The organism is Streptobacillus ratti (genome assembly GCF_001891165.1).
In the GTDB taxonomy this organism is placed as follows: domain Bacteria; phylum Fusobacteriota; class Fusobacteriia; order Fusobacteriales; family Leptotrichiaceae; genus Streptobacillus; species Streptobacillus ratti.
Map to the genome: position 1 here is coordinate 1 of NZ_LKKW01000009.1, position 20,946 is coordinate 20,946.

Here is a 20,946-nt window from a genome sequence, read left to right on the forward strand (position 1 = left end):
TCTCTACTTTTTAAAAATTTTTCTATTGTTTTCATTGCTTATACCTCTATTTTTATTACATAAATCTCCATAAATTTACATAAAATTTTGTTTCATCTTTTTTTACAACTTTTTCTTTTATCTCTCCTTTATTTGATAGCTCTTCTAAACAATAATGTAATTTTCCTTTTTCTAATTCTGTTTCATATAGCTTAGAGTATGTTAATAAATGTTTCCCATTTTTATATGAATAATAGATATTAAAATCTGTATTTCCATATTCATCTTTTACAAAGCCTATTACCTCAATCTCATCTCCATCAAATTCAAAATGTGAAATATCTTCATATTCTCCACTTGGTGTCTTGTAATATACTTCTTCTGATGAGTCTGATAAATAGATTATATAATCTCTAATTTTTTCTTTATCTTTAATTATAGTTTTTCTTGTTGTAAGTTCTACTAATTCATATACTTTTATTTCTTCTATTGACATATCTAATTCTTCTAAATACTCATCAAAATTAAAATTATCTTTTCCACTTAATACATGTGCTACATATTTATCAATTGCCTCTACTGGATTAAGTAATCTTTTAGGTCTTTCATAATCTCTATTTCTTATTACATATATATCTCCATATTTTATATCTTCAAATACAAAAAAAGCATAATCATTATCATTCTTTTTTTCACTATATACATTAGTATTCATAAAAGTATATAGGTATTCTGCATTAGCATCTTCTGTATTTAAAAGTTTTGAAAAATATTTAGTATATGATTTTATTACTTCTATTCTTCTTTTCTTTTTAATTCCTATTTCTTCTAAATATCCATCTAAATTATCCCATTCAGATGATGATTTCGGTAAATTTCTAAATCCTGCGTCATATCTATCATATGGAAAGCCTATTCCTAAAAATTCACAGTAATATGAATATGATAATTCTTTAGGTAAGGAAACACATCTCCCAAGTCTCCATTTTTCAAAATTTTTCTGACCTGGATTTTCACCATAGAATTTTCTATCTAAAATTAATGCTTTACCATTTAATTCAAAAGCTAAAAAATCCTCATATATTTCTGTTCCATATTTCAAATAGTTTTTATCATTTACACCATACATTAAATTTTTTGCATCTTTTAAAACCTCATATGTTCTTGGTTGATATTCTTTAATGTATCTAAATAGTCTTTCTAATCCAAAATCATCAGATAAAGGAGTTATTAAATCTGTTGAATATCCTATAGTTCTGTCACGTGTATATATCATTTTTTTTATGTGTTCTGGTATTTCTGAGAAATTCCTACATATTCTGTATTTTTCTCTACTTTTTAAAAATTCTTCTATTGTTTTCATCACTTATACCTCTATTTTTTAAAATTTTATTTCTTATTATTAGTTAAACTATTGTTTTTTAATTCATTTATATAATCTTTTATATCCTTTTTAGCTTTTTTCTGTAAATTATCAATAAGATTTTTAGCATCTTTATTTATAGGTTTGCCTTTAAATGTTGTAAATCCAGGATAAATTTTTTCATCATTTGCTTTTACTACAGTTTTATTGTTTTTTGATGAATTTTGACTAGCTGTTATATACATTATATTTTTAGAATAACGTTCAACTTTTTTCTTATCAGTAGCACTTAATAATTTATATTCATCTAATTTTTTTATTTCACTTAAAGGAAAAATATGATCGGCAGTTACATCTCCTTTAAAAGTTGATAAATCATATAAATATCCTGTAACAGAATCTACTACTGAACCTGGAAAAACACCAGCTTTATAACCTGGATTTTTAAAATTTCTTCCATTTTCACTGACTCTATTAGCTTTAAAATCATCATATTCTTGAAAATAATTTTTATAAATATAGCCTTCTAATTCCTTATCTCTAAATTCTGATAAATTAATTTTATTATTTTCCGATATTTTATTAATGATAGATTTTTCAGGTTTAATATTTATATTTTCATCTATTTCATTTACTAAATTAGTTTTACCATTTTTATTTTTAGCAATAATTTCTGTAGATTTAATATTTATATTTTTATCTATTTCATTTACTAAATTAGTTTTACTATTTTCAACTTTCTTTTTAGCAATAGTTTCTTTAGATTTAACATTTATATTTTCATCTATTTCACTTACTAAATTAAACTTGCTATTTTTATCTTTCTTATTACTAATAGTTACTTCAGGTTTAATATTTATTTCTTTATCTGTATTATCTAATGTATTGTTATTAATAAAAGTAGGCTTAGGTTTACTAAAATGTAATTTAATAAACTCATTAATATATTGTGTAGATTCAAGTGATATAAGATTTATTCCTTGAATTATAGAGCTTTTTTCTTCTAATTTATCTAGTGCTGTCTTTTTAAATTCATATGACTGTGTTCTTTCTTTAGTCGCTTCTATATATGCTAATTCATTATATCCTAATGAACTTTCTTTAAGTCCTAATATAATATTAGAAATCCCTCTATATGTATCATTTGCACCAAATAATAAATTAGAAGAACCATGAGCAATTAAAGTTCCACTATAACTTATTCCAAATCCTGATGGTATCATATAAGCACCAGCAGTTAATGAAGTTGCTCCTCCAGCTATTCTACTTGTGCCTTGAATTGTATCTAGCAAACCATAAAGTATTTGTTGATTTTTATTACTATTAACAAACTTAGCGTCTTCTAAAGTAGCTCCTAATCCTCTACCCACTTGTAGCCCTTGTCCACTATATATTTTTGAATAAAGGTCTATGGCAGGTATTTTAGAATTAATAGATTTAAATGTTACTGTATCTCCACTATTATATTTCATTTGTAAATAATTTAAATATCTATTCTTATATTCAGATTTTAATATTTCATTAAAATATTTTTTTTCTTCTGAATTCATTGTAGTTTTAAATTCTAAGAGATTTTTAGGGGCGTCCATTTCAGAATCTTTTTTATACTTTAATTGACCATACATTACTGATGTTGGGTCATACATTTCATAGTTTTTCTTGTTCCTGTTAAATTTTTTCAATACTATATTTTTTAATTTATTTCTATTCTCTAAAGTATCTGAAACAGTACCTATATTTTCTAAAGTATTTACACTGCTTATTGAATCACTAATAACTTTATCAACTTTTGGTATATTAGAATCTACTTCTAATTTCTTTTTATCTTTATCTCCTTTTGTTATATAACTTGAATAAATTTCTCCAAAAGTTGCACCTAATAATTTATTATCTACATTTTTACCTTGTTTATTTATTATTACTTCTCTTATTAATAATTTTTTAAACTCTAATTCACTTAAGTCTTTTAATAAATGTAGATTTTTATCATCTCCTACAAATCCTGTTATAGAGCCATTTAATTTATCTTTAACCTCTTTTTCTCTATCTTTTACTACATCAGATTCTTTTTCAAGTTCTGATACTATTAACCCTAGACCTAATTTTTCTGATAAAGCTATTCTTTCTTCTTTAGTTTTTGCTGATAATTCATTTAATAAAGAAACTTCTTTAGAATATTTAGCTTCTATATGTTTATCCTTTATTTCTAAATATCCTCTATTTTCTCTTTCAGATATATCTATTAATTCATCAGTTTTAGTTCCTATTAAACTTAATTTATCTTTTATTGCTTTACCCGTAGATTTCAATTCTTCTTTTGCAACATTAATTTTATCTTTAAATGCTTCTGGATTTTTAAGAGCATTTATTACATTAGAATTTAAATCTAAACCATAGTCCCCTATTCTACCTTTTACACCTGATGTACCAGCTTTTAATGAAAAATCTACATTATATTTATTAGCTTTTTCTTCCTTTAAAGTTAAATTGTCTACTTTTAAATTAGACAAGTCTAAATTATTCTTATATACATTTTCATCTCTTTTAGCTACTAAATCTACTTCTGCATTACCACCTGTAGGTACACCAGTTGGCGATATAGAGATATCAAACCCTACTCCTACTTTATTTACAGTTTTTTCATCTTTTACTTCTTCTATATTTAAATTAGATATATTTCCTTTTATAGAAGAATTTTTACTTATAACCCCTTTTAAAGAGGCATTTTTTACATTAATATATTCTTCATTTGAATTTATTAATTCATTTAATGAATTTATTTTATCTTTTTTTACTTCATAACTACCTTTAGCACCTATATCAATATTACCTAATGAAATTTTAGCTTTTTCTGTATCGACTTTAGCACTTACTCCAATTTTTACAGAAGCATCAATTGTTTCTTTTTTGTTCTCTGCTACAAGTACATCTTTTTTTACATTTTCAACATTGTTATATACTACATTACTATCTTGTATTACTGTAGATGTATAGTTTACTTCTTTATTATTATTGAAAACTAATTTTTTACCTGATAATGTATTTCCTTTAACTTCTTCTTTATGAGATAATATTGTCTTGTTTGATAAATTTAAACTTAAATCAGTTCCGACATTTAGATATCCACTTATATTACTTTTTACTTCTCCAGTTTCAAAATCTTTTGTAGTTGCAACTCTATTATCTACAGTTAAATTACCAGCTAAATTATTTACTGCTCCTACATATCCATTAGCTCCATTAGAAATAGCTTTATCTAAGCGACCCTCTAATACATTTCCTACAGCTTTACCCATAGTTAATATATCTCTTGCTACAGGCGAACCAACATTTAAATTTGTCCCTAAATTTATCCCTGTTATATTTTCTTGGCTATCTATCGTATCTTTTATGGCTCTAAAGTTAGCTTTATTTGAATTTATTTCTAATTCATCATATTTTAAGTTTACATTAGTTACATCAAATTCATTATTTACAACTGCTTTACCTTTTAATAATAAATTAGTATTATCATGTGTTTTTGAATCACTGATTATATTCTTATTTTGTATTTTTAAACCTAAACCAGCATTTGAATCAACAGCACCTACACTACCACTAATATCTAATTTACCATAATATTTATTTTCTCTGACTTTATTATTTAATTCTTGTGTTTTTACATTAAGATTTTTAATAGTAGCATTATTTAATTCTACATTAGAACTTAATATATCCAAATTTTCTATGTCAGCTTTTTCTTTTACTAAGATATTTGATTTAATATTCTTATTATATGAATTATCTTTTTTAATTATCTTATGATAGAATAAAGAAATATTTCCATCTACTTTTAAATTATCTTTATCTAAATTTCCATTAACACCATCTACTAGATTAAAAGTTTCAACTTTTTGTTTTATTTTACTATTTATTACTCTTGATTGTATATTTAATTTATTTACTTTTAATTTATCTGCTTCAATATTTGAACCATCTACATTTAAAGTATCTGCCTTAATATCTTTTACTAATATATTTGAACTAGAGTTTTCTTCATACCCTATATTTGTATCTTCTTTGTATAAAATATTATTACTTTTTTTAATGTACTCATTATTAAGTATTTCTGATTTAACAGTTAAATTCTCAGCATTTAATGTATCAGATTTAATATCAGAACCCTTAATAACCGCATCAGTTTTATTTAAATTAATATTTTTAGAATTGATTGTTGTCTTATTATTTTTTTCATTTCTATATATTTCATTCTCTTTATTTGAAGCTGTTCTTAATTCATTAGTATCTTTAGTCTTTTCTCCTGTAATCAATAGCTTTTGACTATCTATATCAACATTATTTTCTACATCTATATTTGCTGATGAAATAATAACATCTTTTGATTTAATATTTAAATTTTTAGAATTAATCATTGTATTATCTACATTTTCGTTATTTGATAATACACTTGCATGATTATCTGTTAAAAGAGATTTGTTTGTTGTTTTTTCGCCTTTTATTTCTAATTTATCTGATGATATATTAATATCTTGTTTAGCTGATAATTCTCCTGAAAATACTGTATTTTTAGCATCAATTTTTACATTATTCCCTTTAAGAGATGATTTTTTTAAGCTTTCATATTCATTTAAAAATTCTTTTTTATCACTTACTAAATATGTTCTATTATCCTCTACTATTGATTTAACCAATACATTATCTGATTTAATATCTAAATCCTCAAGTGCTTTTAAATTGGCACCCTCTATTACTAAATTATTACTTGATAACCTTATATTATCAAATAAAAGCTTTTGGTCTTTAATATTTAGATTCTTTGCATTAATTGATATGTTTGATTTTCTAGGCTTTTCTTCTTCTATTTCTTCATTTCTTTTATCTTGTATAGCAAACTCTTTTATTAAATATCTATTATTACTATTGTATTTTATATTATTTAAAAAGTATGGATTATTTAAAAAATTCGATAATTTTACATATTTTGGATTATCTTCTATACTATATTCTAATACCTTACCATTTATTTCTATCTTCTCTTTATTATTTACATATCTTTCATCTTCTTCTCTTAAAGTCTTTTTACTCTCATCTTCACTATATGCTTTAAAGTTTACATTATCTGCACTAATGTTAATGTTTTCTCCTTTAATATGTGATGGAAGAGCTTTAACATTTACTTCTCTATCATTACCTAAATCTCTGATATATGTTGCATTATGTAATATATTACAATAAACTAATCCTCCAGGACATTTAAAAGACCCATCAAATATCATCTTTTCATAACCATCTTTAACAGTTACTTTTTCATCACTAATACTAGATGAATTATTGTATGTATTAGCCTTTATTTTATTATCTTTATTTGCAATTATATGTCCATCTTTATTATTAACTGTGTCATCTGTATCTATATAAACATTATTTCCACTTAATACTGAAAAGCTAGTATTTGCATCAGAATTTTCTACATATCCTTTTAGCAATATATTTTTTTCACTTTCCTCTAAATAGTTATCAGAATTTTGAGAATACATAGCATCTTTATTTAATTTTTTTATTTCTTCAATTTTATCTTTTTGTAATATTTCACTATCACTTAAATCAAAAAATATTCCTTTTTTACCTTCTCTACCTTTATTCTTTAGTATAATTTCATGCTCTTTTAATACTCTCCAATCAAATTCTGTTTTATCTATTTTAACTACTTCATCATAGAAAGAAGATAAAGCATTATTTTTAGCTTCATTAGTTCTTGATAATATTCCTGCATTGTATGACACATAAGTTTCTTTTAAAGTCTTTTTCCAGGCATCTATATTATCTATTATTTTATTATTTTTATCCTTATATCTAACTTTAAAATTACCATAAGAATTAACTCTACCAACATTGTCTAAATTCTTACTCTTTATCTTTAAGTTATTGTCTGCATGTATTATTCCACCATTAATATTTGTAACTTTTTCTTTAGCCCTTAACTCTATATTATCACTTAATAAAATATTTCCATCATTTTTTATATTCCTAGCTTCTATAGTAATAGTGTTATTCGCTACTATCTTATCCTTATTATTAAAATCTTCTTCTACTTTAACATTTAAATTTTCTGTCTTTATACTATCTATATTTGCCTGTACCTTTGACTCTAATGTTAAATCTTTTGAATTTATTGACTTAACACCTATCCCCGATTTTGTTGCTACTATCTTTATTACATCTCCATGTACAGATCCTATTATTTCTGCACTAAGTAATGTCCCATCTTCTCCTGCATAAGTCTTAACTAATAATTCTTTTGCATCTATATCACTTTCTGCCTTAAACTTATTTGCTATTATTTCTAACTTTTCTACATTCTCTCTTGTATTTAATTCTTTTAATGTCTTAATATCTCCACTAGGAATACCATATTCTTTTAACTCTCCATTTTCTAATATAGGGCTTGCTCCTACTAAAGACATTTTATGTATATTTAAAAAACTTGCACCGTCTAATGTAATTCCATTTGGATTTGAAAGTATTACATCAAGTTTATCTTTACTTAATGCCTCAAGTATTCCACTTAATTTACTTTCATTTATCCCTGTTACATTTAACAGTGCAAGTTTTGCTCTCTCTTCTTTTATATTCTTATTTCCATTTACTAATCCAGCTATTCTACTTCTAGCTATATTTTTTGCATTATTTATTACTGCACCCTTTTCACTTACATTAAAATCAGTAAAAGTAGAGTAAGAAACTCCTTTAGGTGATGGTGTTGAAATATTTATTACATCTACACCATTATTGCTCTTTTCTACATATACATTAGTCGTGCCATCTACTTTAATGTTTGCAAACGAAAAAAGGCTAACCATTAAAACTATACCAATAAATTTCTTCATAAATACCATTCCTTTTTAACTTGTTGTTTAATGATATCATGAATAGATTCCTTAAGTCAATTAATATCAAACATATATAACAAAATATTTGTTTAGTTGTCAAACATATGTAACAAAATATTTAAAAAGTTTCTATATAAGTAGTTATATGAGAGTGTGAAAAAGACAGGTCTTCTATGATATAATAAAATACAGCACTTCAAATCTTTTATAGACTAGAAGTGCTGTTCTCTTTATAACCTCACATATCTCATTCTCATTGCATTTAAAACTGTAAGTATCGTAACACCAACATCGGCAAACACTGCAACCCACATAGACATAAAATTAAAAATTCCAAATGTGATTATTATTAATTTTATTGAAATAATGAATAATAAATTTTGAAAAACTATCATTTTCATTTTATTTGAAATTTTCTTAAGAACTGATATTTTAGTCAAACTATCTGTATTTAAAACTATATCTGCCGTATTTATAGTAATGTCTTGACCCATATTCCCCATAGCAACTCCTACATCAGCTACTGCAATAACAGGTGCATCATTAATTCCATCTCCTACAAACAATATATGTTTATCTTCTTTTTCTTTAAGTAAAATATCTAATTTATCTTGTGGTAATAGATTTGAATATATTTTATCTATACCTAAAATATTCCCTACTTCTTTAGCAGAGTCTAAATTATCTCCAGTAAGCATTACTACTTCTTTAATACCTACATGTTTCATTAAAGCAATAGCTTCTTTTGTATCATCTTTTATTTTATCCTTAATGACAAATAAGGCAACAAAAATATTATCTATAGCAACATAAACTAAAGAAGAATTTTTGTCATTCATAAAATTTATTTGAGGTATATATATATTTCTATCTTCTAACATTTTTTTCTTACCTATTAATAAATCTCTATCTTCAAATTTAACACTTAATCCAAGTCCTGCAATCTCATCAATTTCTACTATTTTCTTATTTTTAGAAAATTGATTTTTCAAACATATTTCATCATGGCTATGTGATTCACATTCACATTTTTCATTATCTTGTAATTTTTTAACATGATTTTTACATTCATCACCATAATAATGACCTTTAGGTTCATGTTTTTCTATTTTAACATCTTTTGTTTTATAATGTTCTGAATAGTCATGGCAACAACCACAGTGTCCACATAAACTAATGTATTCATAAAATTTTTCTTCATCTTCTATACTATCAACTAATCCAAACTTTTTATTTATAAAAGAGATTATTGATTTTGCTATAGGGTGATTAGAATTTTCCTCAGCCTTATATATATACTCATAAACTTCTTTTACATCTATATCTATTTTTTCTAAATCTTCAAAAACAGAATTAACCTTAAATTTTCCCTCTGTTATAGTTCCTGTTTTATCTAGGAAGACACTATCAATTTTATCTATATTATCAAATATATCTGCACCCTTAATTAATATTCCCTCTTTGGCTGCTCTACCAATACCTGAGAAAAAAGTAAGTGGTATAGAAAGAACCAATGCACAAGGACAAGCTATAACTAAAAGTACTATACCACTATATAGTGAGTCCATAAAACTTATTTTCTTAAAGAAAAGTGGTGGAACTATAGTTATAAATATAGCTAAGGTAAATATTATTGGTGTATAATATCTTGAAAATTTAGTAACAAATTTTTCCATTTTAGATTTATTATGCCCTGAATTTTCTATCATTTCCACTATCTTATATATACTACTTTCATCAAAGCTTTTACTTGCCTCAATTGCTAAAGTTTTAGTTAAATTTATCATACCAGCTAATACTTCATCATCTTTTTCAAAATATCTAGGAAGTGATTCACCTGTTATCATAGAAGTATCAATATCTGCACTACCTATATATATCTTACCATCTAACAATATTTTTTCTCCTGGTTTAACATAAAAAATATCTCCAGCTTTAATTAAATTAACATCAACATCTACAAACTCATTTTTAGTTTCATTTAAAATATGTACTTTATTATCATTTAAATCTATTAAACTTCTAATACCTTTTCTTGATTTTAAAACGGAATATTCTTGGAAATATTCTCCTAATGTATAAAATAGCATTACTCCTGTTGCTTCTTCATACTCTCTAATAAATATAGCTAATAATGATGCTACCATCATAAGTACCTTTTCATTAAAACAATCTCCGTTTTTTATTGATTTAATAGCATCTTTAATAATAGGAAATGCAACTATAGCATAAGCAAATATGTAAAGAGGTACATAGTATAAATAAAGTTCTGAATCATATTTTAAATACATGTATAAATATTTATCAACAAATAGTGCAAAGATAAATAAAATTAGTGATATAAACATGTGTATTTTTTGATCTTTTAATTCTTCTATTTCTTCTAAAAATTGAACTTCAGATTTATTCTCTAATTTAACATCAAAAGACATTTCCTTTTTTCTACCATATTTTACTAGTTCTTCAATACTATTTTCATTTTCAACATTAAAATCTACAACTAAACTCTTAGTTGAAAAATTTATACTCAAATTCTTAACATTATCGTGCGTTTTAAGATGTTCTTCTAACTTACTAGCACAACCAGCACAATCAAGCCCACATACTGTATATTTCATTACATTCACCTCATTTTTATTATACCATAGCTTAAAAATTATTGCTAGGATTTTTTTAAGACTGAATAATTTTTTTTATATATTTTCTAGTAAATTAGTATATTAAAGGTTAATAATACTGAAATAATTTTAGAATTAATAAAAAAGGAGCAATTGCTCCTTAATATCTTTGTAGTTTTCCTTTTGAAATTGTCCCCTCTACCCTATATTCTGAATTATAGAAAGTTAAATCTGCAATATATCCCTCTTTTACATATCCATATCTATCATCAACTTGAACAGCTTTAGCTGGATATGAAGTTGCCATACGTAAAGCCTCTTCTTCACTAATTTTAACTTCTTTAATTAAATTTTTAATACCTGTAATCATATCTAGTGCTGACCCACCTAATGAACCAGTTTTAGGATCCCAACATTTTCCATTTTCATGTCTAACTAAATGTCCCTCAAATATGAACTCTTTCATATCTGTTCCCATAGGTGATACTGCATCTGTAACTAAATACATATTTGATTTCATTACCTCTTTTACTACTCTTATTGATGGAAAACTAGCATGTAAACCATCTACTATTATTCCACATTGTATATTTTTCTTATCTAATAAATATCCAACAACTCCAGGTTCTCTTGAGTCAAATCCACGCATTGCATTAAAGAAATGAGTAGCATGAGTAAAGTATTCTTTCTTTTCTTCAACTTGCTCATATGTAGCATTAGTATGACCTAGAGCAATATTTATTTTACTTTCTTTTAATACTTTCAAATGTTTAACTAAGGCATTTTCTGGAGCTATAGTAATTATCTTAACTCCCTCATATCCAACCTTAGCTATTTCATCTATTAAACTATCATTTAATACTCTAATATAGTCTGGTCTATGAACACCTTTTTTCTCCACACTTATATAAGGACCTTCAATATGTAAACCTAAAACTCCAATTTGCTCTTTAGTATCTTTAATTTCATCTATTAATCTTAAAGCTTTTAATATTTTTTCATCTGGAGATGTAATTAATGTCGGTAAAAATGAAGTACAACCAAATCTTTTATTAGTTTCATTCATAATTTCTAATGTTTTTACAGTAATTTCATCGTTAAATAAAACTCCTCCACACCCATTAAGTTGTAAATCTATGAATCCAGGCGATAAAACTTTACCCTCTATGTCTACTACTTCATGCTTAGACATTAACTCATCATTAAGTTCTGACACTGTTGTTATTTTTTCAATTTTATCTCCGCTAAGTATTAATACATTTTCAGGAATAAATTTATCTCCATCAAATATTCTAGCATTTTTGATTATCATATACCTGCCTCCTGTTTTTGTTCTATATTTATTTTACATCTATTAACAAAAAAAATCAAGTTATGAAGTGAAAAATTTTTTCATTTTTTAATTTAATTTTGAAATTTTATTTCTCCTTTTTACTTTTCTATTCGTTCTTAAATCATTGAAATAAATCATAAATAATGGTATAATCTATATACTTTGGAGGTAATATGAAAAAAATAATATTTAAATTAATTATGTTCCTTATATTAATCACTAATGTATCTTTATCAAAACTTAAGATAGGTGTAAGTATGTTACCTTATTATTCTTTTACTAGTAATATAGTCGGAGATAAAGCTGATGTAATTCAAATTCTTCCAGCTGATGTAGATGTACATGCTTACCAACCATCACCAGATGAAGTTAAAAAAATTTCTGGTTTAGATGTATTAATAATTAATGGTACAGGAATTGATAACTATATGTATAATTTAGTTAAAGCATCAAATAATAAGAAGCTTGTTATAATTAACGCAAATAAAAATGTTGCACTACTACCTATAGCAGGTGAACGTGGGAATACAAAATCTGTAAACACACATACATTCATAGCTATACAAGCAGCTATACAACAAGTAAACACTATAGCAAAAGAATTATCTAAAATAGATAATAAAAATAGTAGTTACTATTTAAAAAATGCAAGAGAATATAATAAGAAATTATCAAATATTAAATCAAAAAAAATAAAAGAACTTTCTGAATTAAGAAAAGGAATTAATCTTACAGTAGCTACAACACATGGTGGTTATGACTACATCTTAGGTGAATTAGGTATAAAAGTAGGTGTCGTAATTGAACCAAAAAATCATGGTAAACCTAGTGCTAATGATTTAAAAATAGCAATAGATTTAATAAAAGAAAATAAGATAGACATATTATTTGAATCAGATGGAAGTGCATCTCCATATACTAAAGCTGTGCAGAAAGAAACTGGTGTAGTTGTAGAACAATTACTGCATATGACTAACGGTAAGTATACTAAAGATGCTTTTGAAAAGGATATTGAAAAAAATATAAATAGAATAATCAACGCATTAAGAAAGGTGAAACAAAAATGAAAAAAATATTAATTTTTACTGCAATGGTAATTGCTTTAACAAGTTGTTCTACTATTATTAACGGGTCATCTCAACCATTAGATATTAGATCTAATTCAGGGAAAGAAATAATAGTAAGAGATGAAAACGGAAATATATTAAAACAAGGTCAAGGAACTTTATTCGTTAATTTAAAAAGAATGGATAATGAAGTAGGAGTTGGAGCAAAATACTTTATTACTTCAGGAGATAAAACTGTTGCAATATTACCTAAAATAAATACTTTATCATATCTAATTGGTAATATTTTTGTTCCTGGTGGACATTTAATAGATAAATATACAGGAGCAATGTTTGATCTTGTTGATGTTGACGGTAACAGATTAAATAGTATAGAATTTAAATAAAGGATGTTAATGTTATGAAGAAATATGTAATTATAGGTTTATTATCTAGTCTTATAGCTATTTCAAGTACAGAAGTTACTATACTAGCCCAAGGTGGTTTAAGTGGATTTCAATCTGATAACTTTAATAGTAATTCTATTTTAAATGTTGGAATACATATTTCATTAGGTAAGGTTATGAAATTAAAAAAAGGTAAATTAAATGTTAATCTTGGTACAGGTCTTGAGGGTGGAGTTAATAAAATGATTCCCTTTAGTAAAAATGCTACGGTATCACAATCAAGTTCTACTACAGGTACTGAAAAAATAGATTATGAAAAAGAAATAGCAAAAGTTCATCCATACATTTCTCCTTTTATATTCACTGAATTAAATGGAGAAGTTATAGAAAATCTTAAGCTATATACAGGTGCTTCTATAGGTACTTTTCACTATATTATAAACAATAAATCTATTACTAAATTTTCTATAAAAGCAAAATTTGGTACTACATTTAAAGGTAATTTTACTAGTGAAATTGCTTTAGGATATCCTCAATATTTAACTTTAAGCTTAGGTTCAAAATTTAATTTTTAAAATTTCATTATACAAAAGGGGCTATATTTTTAGGAACAGCCCCTTTTAATTATATCTCAACTATTATTAACATATCTCCTTTTTTAACACTAATCTTTGCTATATCATCTTTAATAACATTGCTAACTAATGACATATTTCTTGAAATATCTTTATTTTCCAAATTATAAACAAAACCCTCAAGAGTTAAACCCTTTAAATCAGAAAGTGGTATTAGTGAAAACTTTTTATTAGATTTACCTAATATTTTATCTTCTTTATCTACATAATACATTAATTCATTATTATGTGTAATGTATTTCATGTTTTTATTATTTGCTAATAATTTAGCATTAGCTATACTCATATCTATCCTACCACCAGTAGCACCAAATACTAGCACATCTTTATCTTGATAAAAATCAATTTCTTCTTTTTCAAATCTATTATTCATACATACATCTTCTATTTTACATATATGTATTAAAGCTATAGAAAAATCTGTATAATCTTTATCATTTGAATAATCATATATTTCAACATTTTTTGATTTATAGTAATCTAAAACTTCTAAATTAACTGAATCTAAATCCCCAACTATAGCATGAGGAATTATCCCATGTCTATATGCAAAATTAGCTCCTCCATCTGCACAATATATTTTTCTGTCTTTTATTAATTCAAAATGATAATCATTAAATTCAGGATATTCTCCATTTAGAAATACACAATATTTCATTAGCCTCTTAATGTAGCTCCAAAATCTTTAGTTAATTTATTAATAATTTTAGTCATAATATCGTTTATTTCTTTTTCTTCTAATGTTTTATTATCATCTCTCATAACTATGCTAATAGCAACAGACTTATATCCTTTTTCTATTCCTAATCCTTGGTATATATCAAATAGTTCTACTTTTTCTATTGAATTATCAATTTTTTCTATAGTTTTTAACATTTCTCCTACTAAAACATCTTCATTTACAACTAATGCAATATCTCTAGGAACTGATTGATATTTACTTAACCCTTTGTATTTTATATTATTTGAAATATATTTCTTAATTAAATCTAAATATATTTCACCATAAAGTATATTACTTTTTTCTACATCCATATTTTCTAATACATCTGGGTGTAATTCTCCATAACTTCCAATAAGTTCTTTTCCTACAAATATATCTACACTTCTTCCAGGATGGTATGCCTTATTTTCACTTCTTCTAATCTTATAATTCATAAATCTAAGTTTTTCAAATATAGCCTCTACTACACCTTTTAAATCATAAAAATCATAATTTTCTGGTTTAGCATTCCATATATTTTTAATTTTACTTCCAGATAATATTAAGGCTAAAGTTTCTTTTTCAAAAACCTGCATTCCATTTATTGTAACAGATTTTTCATCAAATTTATTTACCTCTTGTTTAGTAAATCTTCTACTTACTTCAAAAAATCTAATATCATTTGCACCTCTATTGATATTATCTCTTACATTTTTAATAAGAGAATACATTAATGTAGGTCTTAAAATACTAAATTCTTCTACTATAGGGTTTTTAATTTCTATAATATTTTCATTAGGAATTTCAAATAAGACTTTTTCTAAAGCATTTTTAGGTATAAAGCTATAATTAATTACTTCTCTCATTCCTAAATTAGACACAAGTTTTTTAATATCTGTTACAAATTTAGTAGTATCTTCTAATCTTTCCTTAGTAAGTTTTACTAAAGGCATTTCATTTTCTATACTATCAAATCCTACCATACGTATTACTTCTTCAAAATAGTCAAATTGATTGATTAAATCTTGTCTATGTGAGGGAGCAGTAAGTAATAGTTCTTCTCCCTTATCATTAATCTTAACTTCTAATTTTTCAAATATATCTAATATTTTATCTTTTTCTATTTCTTTCCCTACAAATCTATGTAATCTTGGAAGTGATAAAGTAGTAACTTTAATTTCTGGTTTAACTGGGTAATCATCATTAATATTACATACTATCCCACCAGCTATTTCTTTTACTAAACTAGTAATTCTATCTATTACATATTCCATATTTTCTGTATTTACTGCTCTTTCAAATCTATATGCAGATTCTGTTGAAAGTGCAAATTTTCTATTAGTTTTTCTAACCATGATATTATCAAAATGTGCAACTTCTATTAAAATATCTGTAGTATTTTCATCAACTTCAACTTCAGTTCCACCCATAACACCTGCAAGTGCTACAGTTTTTTCTCCATTAGTTATTACTATATCTTCATTATTAAGTACTCTTTCTTTTTCATCAAGAGTTACAAATTTTTCATCATTTTTTGCCCTAGAAACTGTTATTTTTTTTGAATTAAATTTATTAAAATCAAAAATATGATTAGGTTGATTAGTTTCAAGCATTACATAGTTTGATATATCAACTATATTATTAATACTTCTAATTCCAACTGCTTCTAACCTATTTTTTAACCATTCAGGACTTTTATCTACCTTAACACCTTTAATAACCCTTGCTAAATATCTATTTGACAGTCCTTTTTCTATAGATATTTCTATATCTTCTTTATCCTCAACAGTTACATTTACTTTTGGTAATTGTAATTTTTTAGAATAATATACTGCAAGTTCTCTAGCTATACCTATATGAGATAAACAATCAGGTCTATTAGGTGTTATTTCAAGTTCAAATATTATATCATCTAAACCTAAATATTCATTCATAGGTATTCCAAGTTTTGTATCCTGTGGTAATATCATTATTCCATCATTATCTTTTCCTATTTTAAGTTCTACCTCAGAACAAAGCATTCCATTAGATTCTTCTCCTCTAATTTTTGCTTTTTTAATCACAAAACCTTTCTCAAGTTCGGCTCCAATTTGAGCCATAGCAACTATATCTCCAACCTTATGATTAGTTGCTCCACATAATACTTGTTGAACTTTTTCTCCATTATCAACCTGACATATACTAATATGGTCAGAATTAGGATGTGCTACTTTTTCTAAAACTTTAGCAGTTAAAACCTTAGTTAAGTGTTCTCCTTGTTTTTCTATTTTTTCTACTTCTTGTCCTATCATAGTTAAGGCATTTTCCAGCTCTTTTATATCTATATTCTTGTCAAGATCTATGTATTCTCTTAACCAATTTAATGAAATTAACATATTTCCTCCACTTAAAATTGTTCTAAAAATCTAATATCATTTTCAAAGAATGCTCTTAAATCATCTATACCATATTTAAGCATAGTAACTCTTTCCACTCCAAGTCCGAATGCAAATCCTTGATAAATTTCTCCGTCTATTCCTGCCGATTCAAGAACTTTAATATTTACCATACCTGATCCTAGTATTTCTAACCAACCTGTATTTTTACATAGTCTACACCCTTTTCCTCTACAAACACCGCATTCAACATCCATTTCTGCACTTGGTTCAGTAAAAGGGAAAAAGTGTGGTCTAAATCTTACATTTCTATCTGCTCCAAATATTCTTTGTACTATACTTTCAAGTGTAGCTTTAAAGTTAGAAAAACTAACATCTTTTCCTATCATTAGACCCTCTACTTGATGAAACATAGGTGTATGTGAAACATCATAATCTGGTCTATATACCTTACCTATAGAAATCATTTTAAAAGGTGGTTTATGTTCTTTCATATATCTAATTTGTACTGGAGATGTTTGAGTTCTTAAAATCACATCATCTGTGATATAGAACGTATCAGTTAATTCTCTTGATGGGTGTGTTTTAGGTATATTTAAAGCATCAAAATTTAAGTAAGTACTTTCAACTTCAGGCCCATCTACTATATCAAATCCCATCTCACTAACTATTTCTTTAATTTCAAATAAAGTTTTAGTTAAAGGATGTAAACTAGATTTTTCTAAAGATTTTCCCGGTAATGAAATATCTAATGTTTCAGATTCTAGTTTAATTTTTTTAGCTTCTTCTCTTAATTTTAATAATTTTTCATCAAATTTATCTTGTAATTCAGTTTTAACTTCATTTGCAAGTGCACCAAATTCTTTTCTTTTTTCAGCTACAATATTTCCCATTTCTTTCATTATAGCTGTAAATTCCCCTTTTTTACCCAAATATCTTATTTTCATATCATTAAAATCTTGTATAGAATCCAATTTTTCTATTTCTGATAACGCTCTATCCTTTATCAGCTTTAATTTATCTAACATTTTTCCTCCAATTACTTAACCTTTTCTATTTTACTTTCTTTCAAGTTTTTCATTAATTGCTCTGTATCTTTTGTTAATTGTATCCCCTCTTTTAAATTTAACCCCTCTAATCCAACTATTTCTTTTTTATCTCTATAAATCACACCTAAGTATATTAATTTATATATCTCATCATTTTCTTCAAAATTAACTATATCACTAAAGCTTAACTCATCATATTTAATTTTTTGAATTAAATAATATTCCACATTACCGTCTATAGCTTTCCCCTCATATATTCCAGTTAACTCATCATTAATACTATGTCTTGAGTATCTTTCATCATATTTAAATAAATATTTAAATAGGCTTTTAACATCTATTTCATCTATAGATTTAACAATTTCAGGAACAGTTTTAATAGTTACTTTATCCTCTATTTTACCAGTTTTAAGATTTAAAAATTCTTTGATTTCAGCATTAAAACTAACTTTAATATTTCTAGTTTCACCCTCTTTTAATTCTTCATCTCCTCTTTCAACCTCATAGTTTACTCCTTTTAAATAAAGGTTTCTAAAGTTAGGGTCAATATTCTTTTCATTAACTTTTCTCATATTAACACTACCAAAAAGATATATTTTATCATTTTTATGTGTATAATTTTTAACCATATAATCAAATGGTTTAAATATCTTATTATCATATTTAATATATATATTCCATAATATTAACCCAGATATTAATGTCATAAATAAGACAAATGTTGATATATTTAATTTTTTCCATATAACTTTATCTTCTTTACCTACTAATGTTCTTACATTTAAAATTATTGCAAGTACTGTAGATACAAATATTATTACTGTCAAAGTGTGTATTATATATTTAAAATCTAAAATATATTGTATTCTAGCCATTAAATAAAGTGCATAAGGTAATCCTTGCTCATATTGTTTTTCTGTTATACTTTTTAGTGCATAAAATAAATCTTTAGTAATGTATACATAATAAACAGAAGCTGTAATTACTACCCATATCATTATAGTTGATTCTTTAAGTAATTTATTAAATTGTTTTTTTACAATTCTAAAAATAACAAAACACGCAAAAGTGATTAATAAGAAAAGTAAAAATGTTCTATAAATAGTTGCAAATACTTCTAAAGCTTTTAAATCTTCTGTCATAACAGATAATTTCTTAACTAAAGTTACAAAATCAGTTTGATTTGTAATTTTACCTTTTAGTTTATAGAAAATATCTCCAACTTTTGCCATTAATAATAATTTTATTAATAAACAAAAAGATAACAACCATAACATTACTGTTTCAAATATTTTACGTGGTTTTACTATATTATTCATATCATTTCTCCCTTAAACTCTAAAATGCCATTTTCTATTGTTGCATATTCATGATTGATTATAGCTCCTGGATTTATAAAAACTATATCCCTATATTCACTTTTATGCTGTTTATGAGTATGCCCAAAAATCACGTAATTTGCATTTTTTTCCACCCCATATTTATATATACTATTCATATTTGATTTAACACCAAATAAATGTCCATGAGTAAGTATAACCTTACCCATAGACTCTATTTCTAACTCTAATGTTTCCTTAGTTTCATAATCATTATAATCACAATTCCCTTTTACTATATGAAAAGGTATATCTACTGCATAAGACATCTCTATAGCATCTATGCTATGATCTCCAGCAAAAATTATTAATTCAGGATTTTCTTTTTTTATTACTTCATAAAAATATTTCAAATCTGTGTGTGAATCAGAGCATAGAAGTATTTTCATTCTATCACCCCATATATATAGGTACTTCTGTTTTTTCAAATACTTTTAATCCAACTTGACCTGTTAATCTTTCAAATATTATTGAATACTTTAATACTCCCATTAAAATTAAATCATATTTAGGTACTTCTGATAGGATTATAGAAACTTCATCTCCTGTTCTATCTATAATATTACATTTAGAACCAAATCTTTCAGTTAATCTATTTCTATCTTCAACATTTACTCTTAAAACATCTATATCCTGTACACCAAATGTACTAAAATAGTCATATACTGTTCTATTTACCATAAATCCACCATCATTTAACATCAACACATTGTCAAATGAGTATTCTCTATCTGTTATTGAAAGTATTAACATCGGTTTATAATGTTGTTTAAGTAAAGAATGTAAATTATCACTTATAGTTCCATTTTCTGTTCTACAAACTACTAATAAATCATAAGCTTTTAATTCTTCCATAGCTACTTCTACTATTTCGCCATCTAATGAATATATTTTTCTAAAGTTACCCTTAGATATTTTTTCTTTATATTTCTCAAATACATCATCTTCAAGTTTTAAATAATCTTCTATCAATAGATTTGTATTAGCACTTACACCCATTCCTTGTATAGTTAGTGGGAAGATATCATATTTTCTGATATCTTTAATGTATACTACATCTTTTTCTATATGTGGATATTTTTCATCTAAAGATTTAGACAATTTTAAAAATTCATTAATTTCTGCCTCATTTGTAAGTAAAAACAAGAATCTTTTCATAATTATACCAC

13 protein-coding genes are annotated in these 20,946 nt (G+C 25.2%); 3 read left to right on the forward strand and 10 right to left on the reverse strand.

Features of this window, described 5'->3' with window-relative positions:
* Positions 1-55 precede the first annotated feature (55 nt).
* From BT993_RS02530 to nagA, 4 genes are all read right to left on the reverse strand, one after another.
* Positions 56-1,342 carry a hypothetical protein gene (locus BT993_RS02530; protein ID WP_072593087.1) on the reverse strand — a complete coding sequence of 429 codons (1,287 nt, stop codon included), beginning with the start codon at positions 1,340-1,342 and terminating at the stop codon, positions 56-58.
* A 26-nt stretch (positions 1,343-1,368) separates the two neighbouring features.
* Positions 1,369-8,229, reverse strand: a complete 6,861-nt coding sequence (locus BT993_RS02535) for a two-partner secretion domain-containing protein (protein WP_072593088.1) — start codon at positions 8,227-8,229, stop codon at positions 1,369-1,371.
* 233 nt (positions 8,230-8,462) lie between these two features.
* Positions 8,463-10,850: a heavy metal translocating P-type ATPase gene (locus BT993_RS02540; RefSeq protein WP_072593089.1), complete on the reverse strand. Its 2,388-nt coding sequence runs from the start codon at positions 10,848-10,850 to the stop codon at positions 8,463-8,465.
* 160 nt (positions 10,851-11,010) lie between these two features.
* The gene (nagA, locus tag BT993_RS02545; RefSeq protein WP_072593090.1) at positions 11,011-12,162 is read right to left on the reverse strand and encodes an N-acetylglucosamine-6-phosphate deacetylase; all 1,152 of its coding nucleotides are present in this window, start codon (positions 12,160-12,162) and stop codon (positions 11,011-11,013) included.
* 194 nt (positions 12,163-12,356) lie between these two features.
* Here nagA and BT993_RS02550 point away from each other — a divergent pair, with 194 nt between their 5' ends.
* Genes BT993_RS02550 through BT993_RS02560 form a run of 3 tightly spaced genes read left to right on the forward strand, consistent with a single transcriptional unit; the run spans position 12,357 to position 14,211 of the window.
* Positions 12,357-13,250, forward strand: coding sequence for a metal ABC transporter solute-binding protein, Zn/Mn family (locus tag BT993_RS02550; RefSeq protein WP_072593091.1), 894 nt, complete (start codon positions 12,357-12,359; stop codon positions 13,248-13,250).
* Entirely contained in the window at positions 13,247-13,636 is a 390-nt protein-coding gene (locus BT993_RS02555) for a hypothetical protein (protein ID WP_072593092.1), read from the forward strand. Before BT993_RS02550 ends, BT993_RS02555 begins: the two co-directional genes overlap by 4 nt.
* A 14-nt stretch (positions 13,637-13,650) precedes the next feature.
* Positions 13,651-14,211, forward strand: a complete 561-nt coding sequence (locus tag BT993_RS02560; protein ID WP_072593093.1) for a hypothetical protein — start codon at positions 13,651-13,653, stop codon at positions 14,209-14,211.
* A 49-nt stretch (positions 14,212-14,260) separates the two neighbouring features.
* Here the strand turns inward: BT993_RS02560 and BT993_RS02565 are convergent, their stop codons facing one another.
* The 6 genes from BT993_RS02565 to BT993_RS02590 are packed head-to-tail and all read right to left on the reverse strand — an operon-like array spanning position 14,261 to position 20,935.
* On the reverse strand, positions 14,261-14,929 hold the full coding sequence (locus BT993_RS02565) for a thiamine diphosphokinase (RefSeq protein WP_072593094.1): 669 nt from the start codon (positions 14,927-14,929) through the stop codon (positions 14,261-14,263).
* A complete protein-coding gene (pheT, locus tag BT993_RS02570) occupies positions 14,929-17,349 on the reverse strand; it encodes a phenylalanine--tRNA ligase subunit beta (RefSeq protein WP_072593095.1) in 2,421 nt (806 codons plus the stop codon). The genes BT993_RS02565 and pheT overlap by 1 nt, the downstream gene beginning before the upstream one ends.
* An 11-nt stretch (positions 17,350-17,360) precedes the next feature.
* On the reverse strand, positions 17,361-18,377 hold the full coding sequence (gene pheS, locus BT993_RS02575; RefSeq protein WP_064580735.1) for a phenylalanine--tRNA ligase subunit alpha: 1,017 nt from the start codon (positions 18,375-18,377) through the stop codon (positions 17,361-17,363).
* A gap of 11 nt (positions 18,378-18,388) precedes the next feature.
* Entirely contained in the window at positions 18,389-19,717 is a 1,329-nt protein-coding gene (locus BT993_RS02580; protein WP_064580734.1) for a hypothetical protein, read from the reverse strand.
* Positions 19,714-20,166, reverse strand: a complete 453-nt coding sequence (locus BT993_RS02585; RefSeq protein ID WP_072593096.1) for a YfcE family phosphodiesterase — start codon at positions 20,164-20,166, stop codon at positions 19,714-19,716. Before BT993_RS02585 ends, BT993_RS02580 begins: the two co-directional genes overlap by 4 nt.
* Positions 20,167-20,170: 4 nt before the next feature.
* On the reverse strand, positions 20,171-20,935 hold the full coding sequence (locus tag BT993_RS02590) for a hypothetical protein (RefSeq protein WP_081257925.1): 765 nt from the start codon (positions 20,933-20,935) through the stop codon (positions 20,171-20,173).
* Positions 20,936-20,946: the final 11 nt, after the last annotated feature.

Coding starts and splice junctions, on each gene's coding strand:
- BT993_RS02530 (WP_072593087.1), bottom strand. CDS start 1,342: ATGAAAACAATAGAAGAATTTTTAAAAAGTAGAGAAAAATACAGAATA.
- BT993_RS02535 (WP_072593088.1), bottom strand. CDS start 8,229: ATGAAGAAATTTATTGGTATAGTTTTAATGGTTAGCCTTTTTTCGTTT.
- BT993_RS02540 (WP_072593089.1), bottom strand. CDS start 10,850: ATGAAATATACAGTATGTGGGCTTGATTGTGCTGGTTGTGCTAGTAAG.
- nagA (WP_072593090.1), bottom strand. CDS start 12,162: ATGATAATCAAAAATGCTAGAATATTTGATGGAGATAAATTTATTCCT.
- BT993_RS02550 (WP_072593091.1), top strand. CDS start 12,357: ATGAAAAAAATAATATTTAAATTAATTATGTTCCTTATATTAATCACT.
- BT993_RS02555 (WP_072593092.1), top strand. CDS start 13,247: ATGAAAAAAATATTAATTTTTACTGCAATGGTAATTGCTTTAACAAGT.
- BT993_RS02560 (WP_072593093.1), top strand. CDS start 13,651: ATGAAGAAATATGTAATTATAGGTTTATTATCTAGTCTTATAGCTATT.
- BT993_RS02565 (WP_072593094.1), bottom strand. CDS start 14,929: ATGAAATATTGTGTATTTCTAAATGGAGAATATCCTGAATTTAATGAT.
- pheT (WP_072593095.1), bottom strand. CDS start 17,349: ATGTTAATTTCATTAAATTGGTTAAGAGAATACATAGATCTTGACAAG.
- pheS (WP_064580735.1), bottom strand. CDS start 18,377: ATGTTAGATAAATTAAAGCTGATAAAGGATAGAGCGTTATCAGAAATA.
- BT993_RS02580 (WP_064580734.1), bottom strand. CDS start 19,717: ATGAATAATATAGTAAAACCACGTAAAATATTTGAAACAGTAATGTTA.
- BT993_RS02585 (WP_072593096.1), bottom strand. CDS start 20,166: ATGAAAATACTTCTATGCTCTGATTCACACACAGATTTGAAATATTTT.
- BT993_RS02590 (WP_081257925.1), bottom strand. CDS start 20,935: ATGAAAAGATTCTTGTTTTTACTTACAAATGAGGCAGAAATTAATGAA.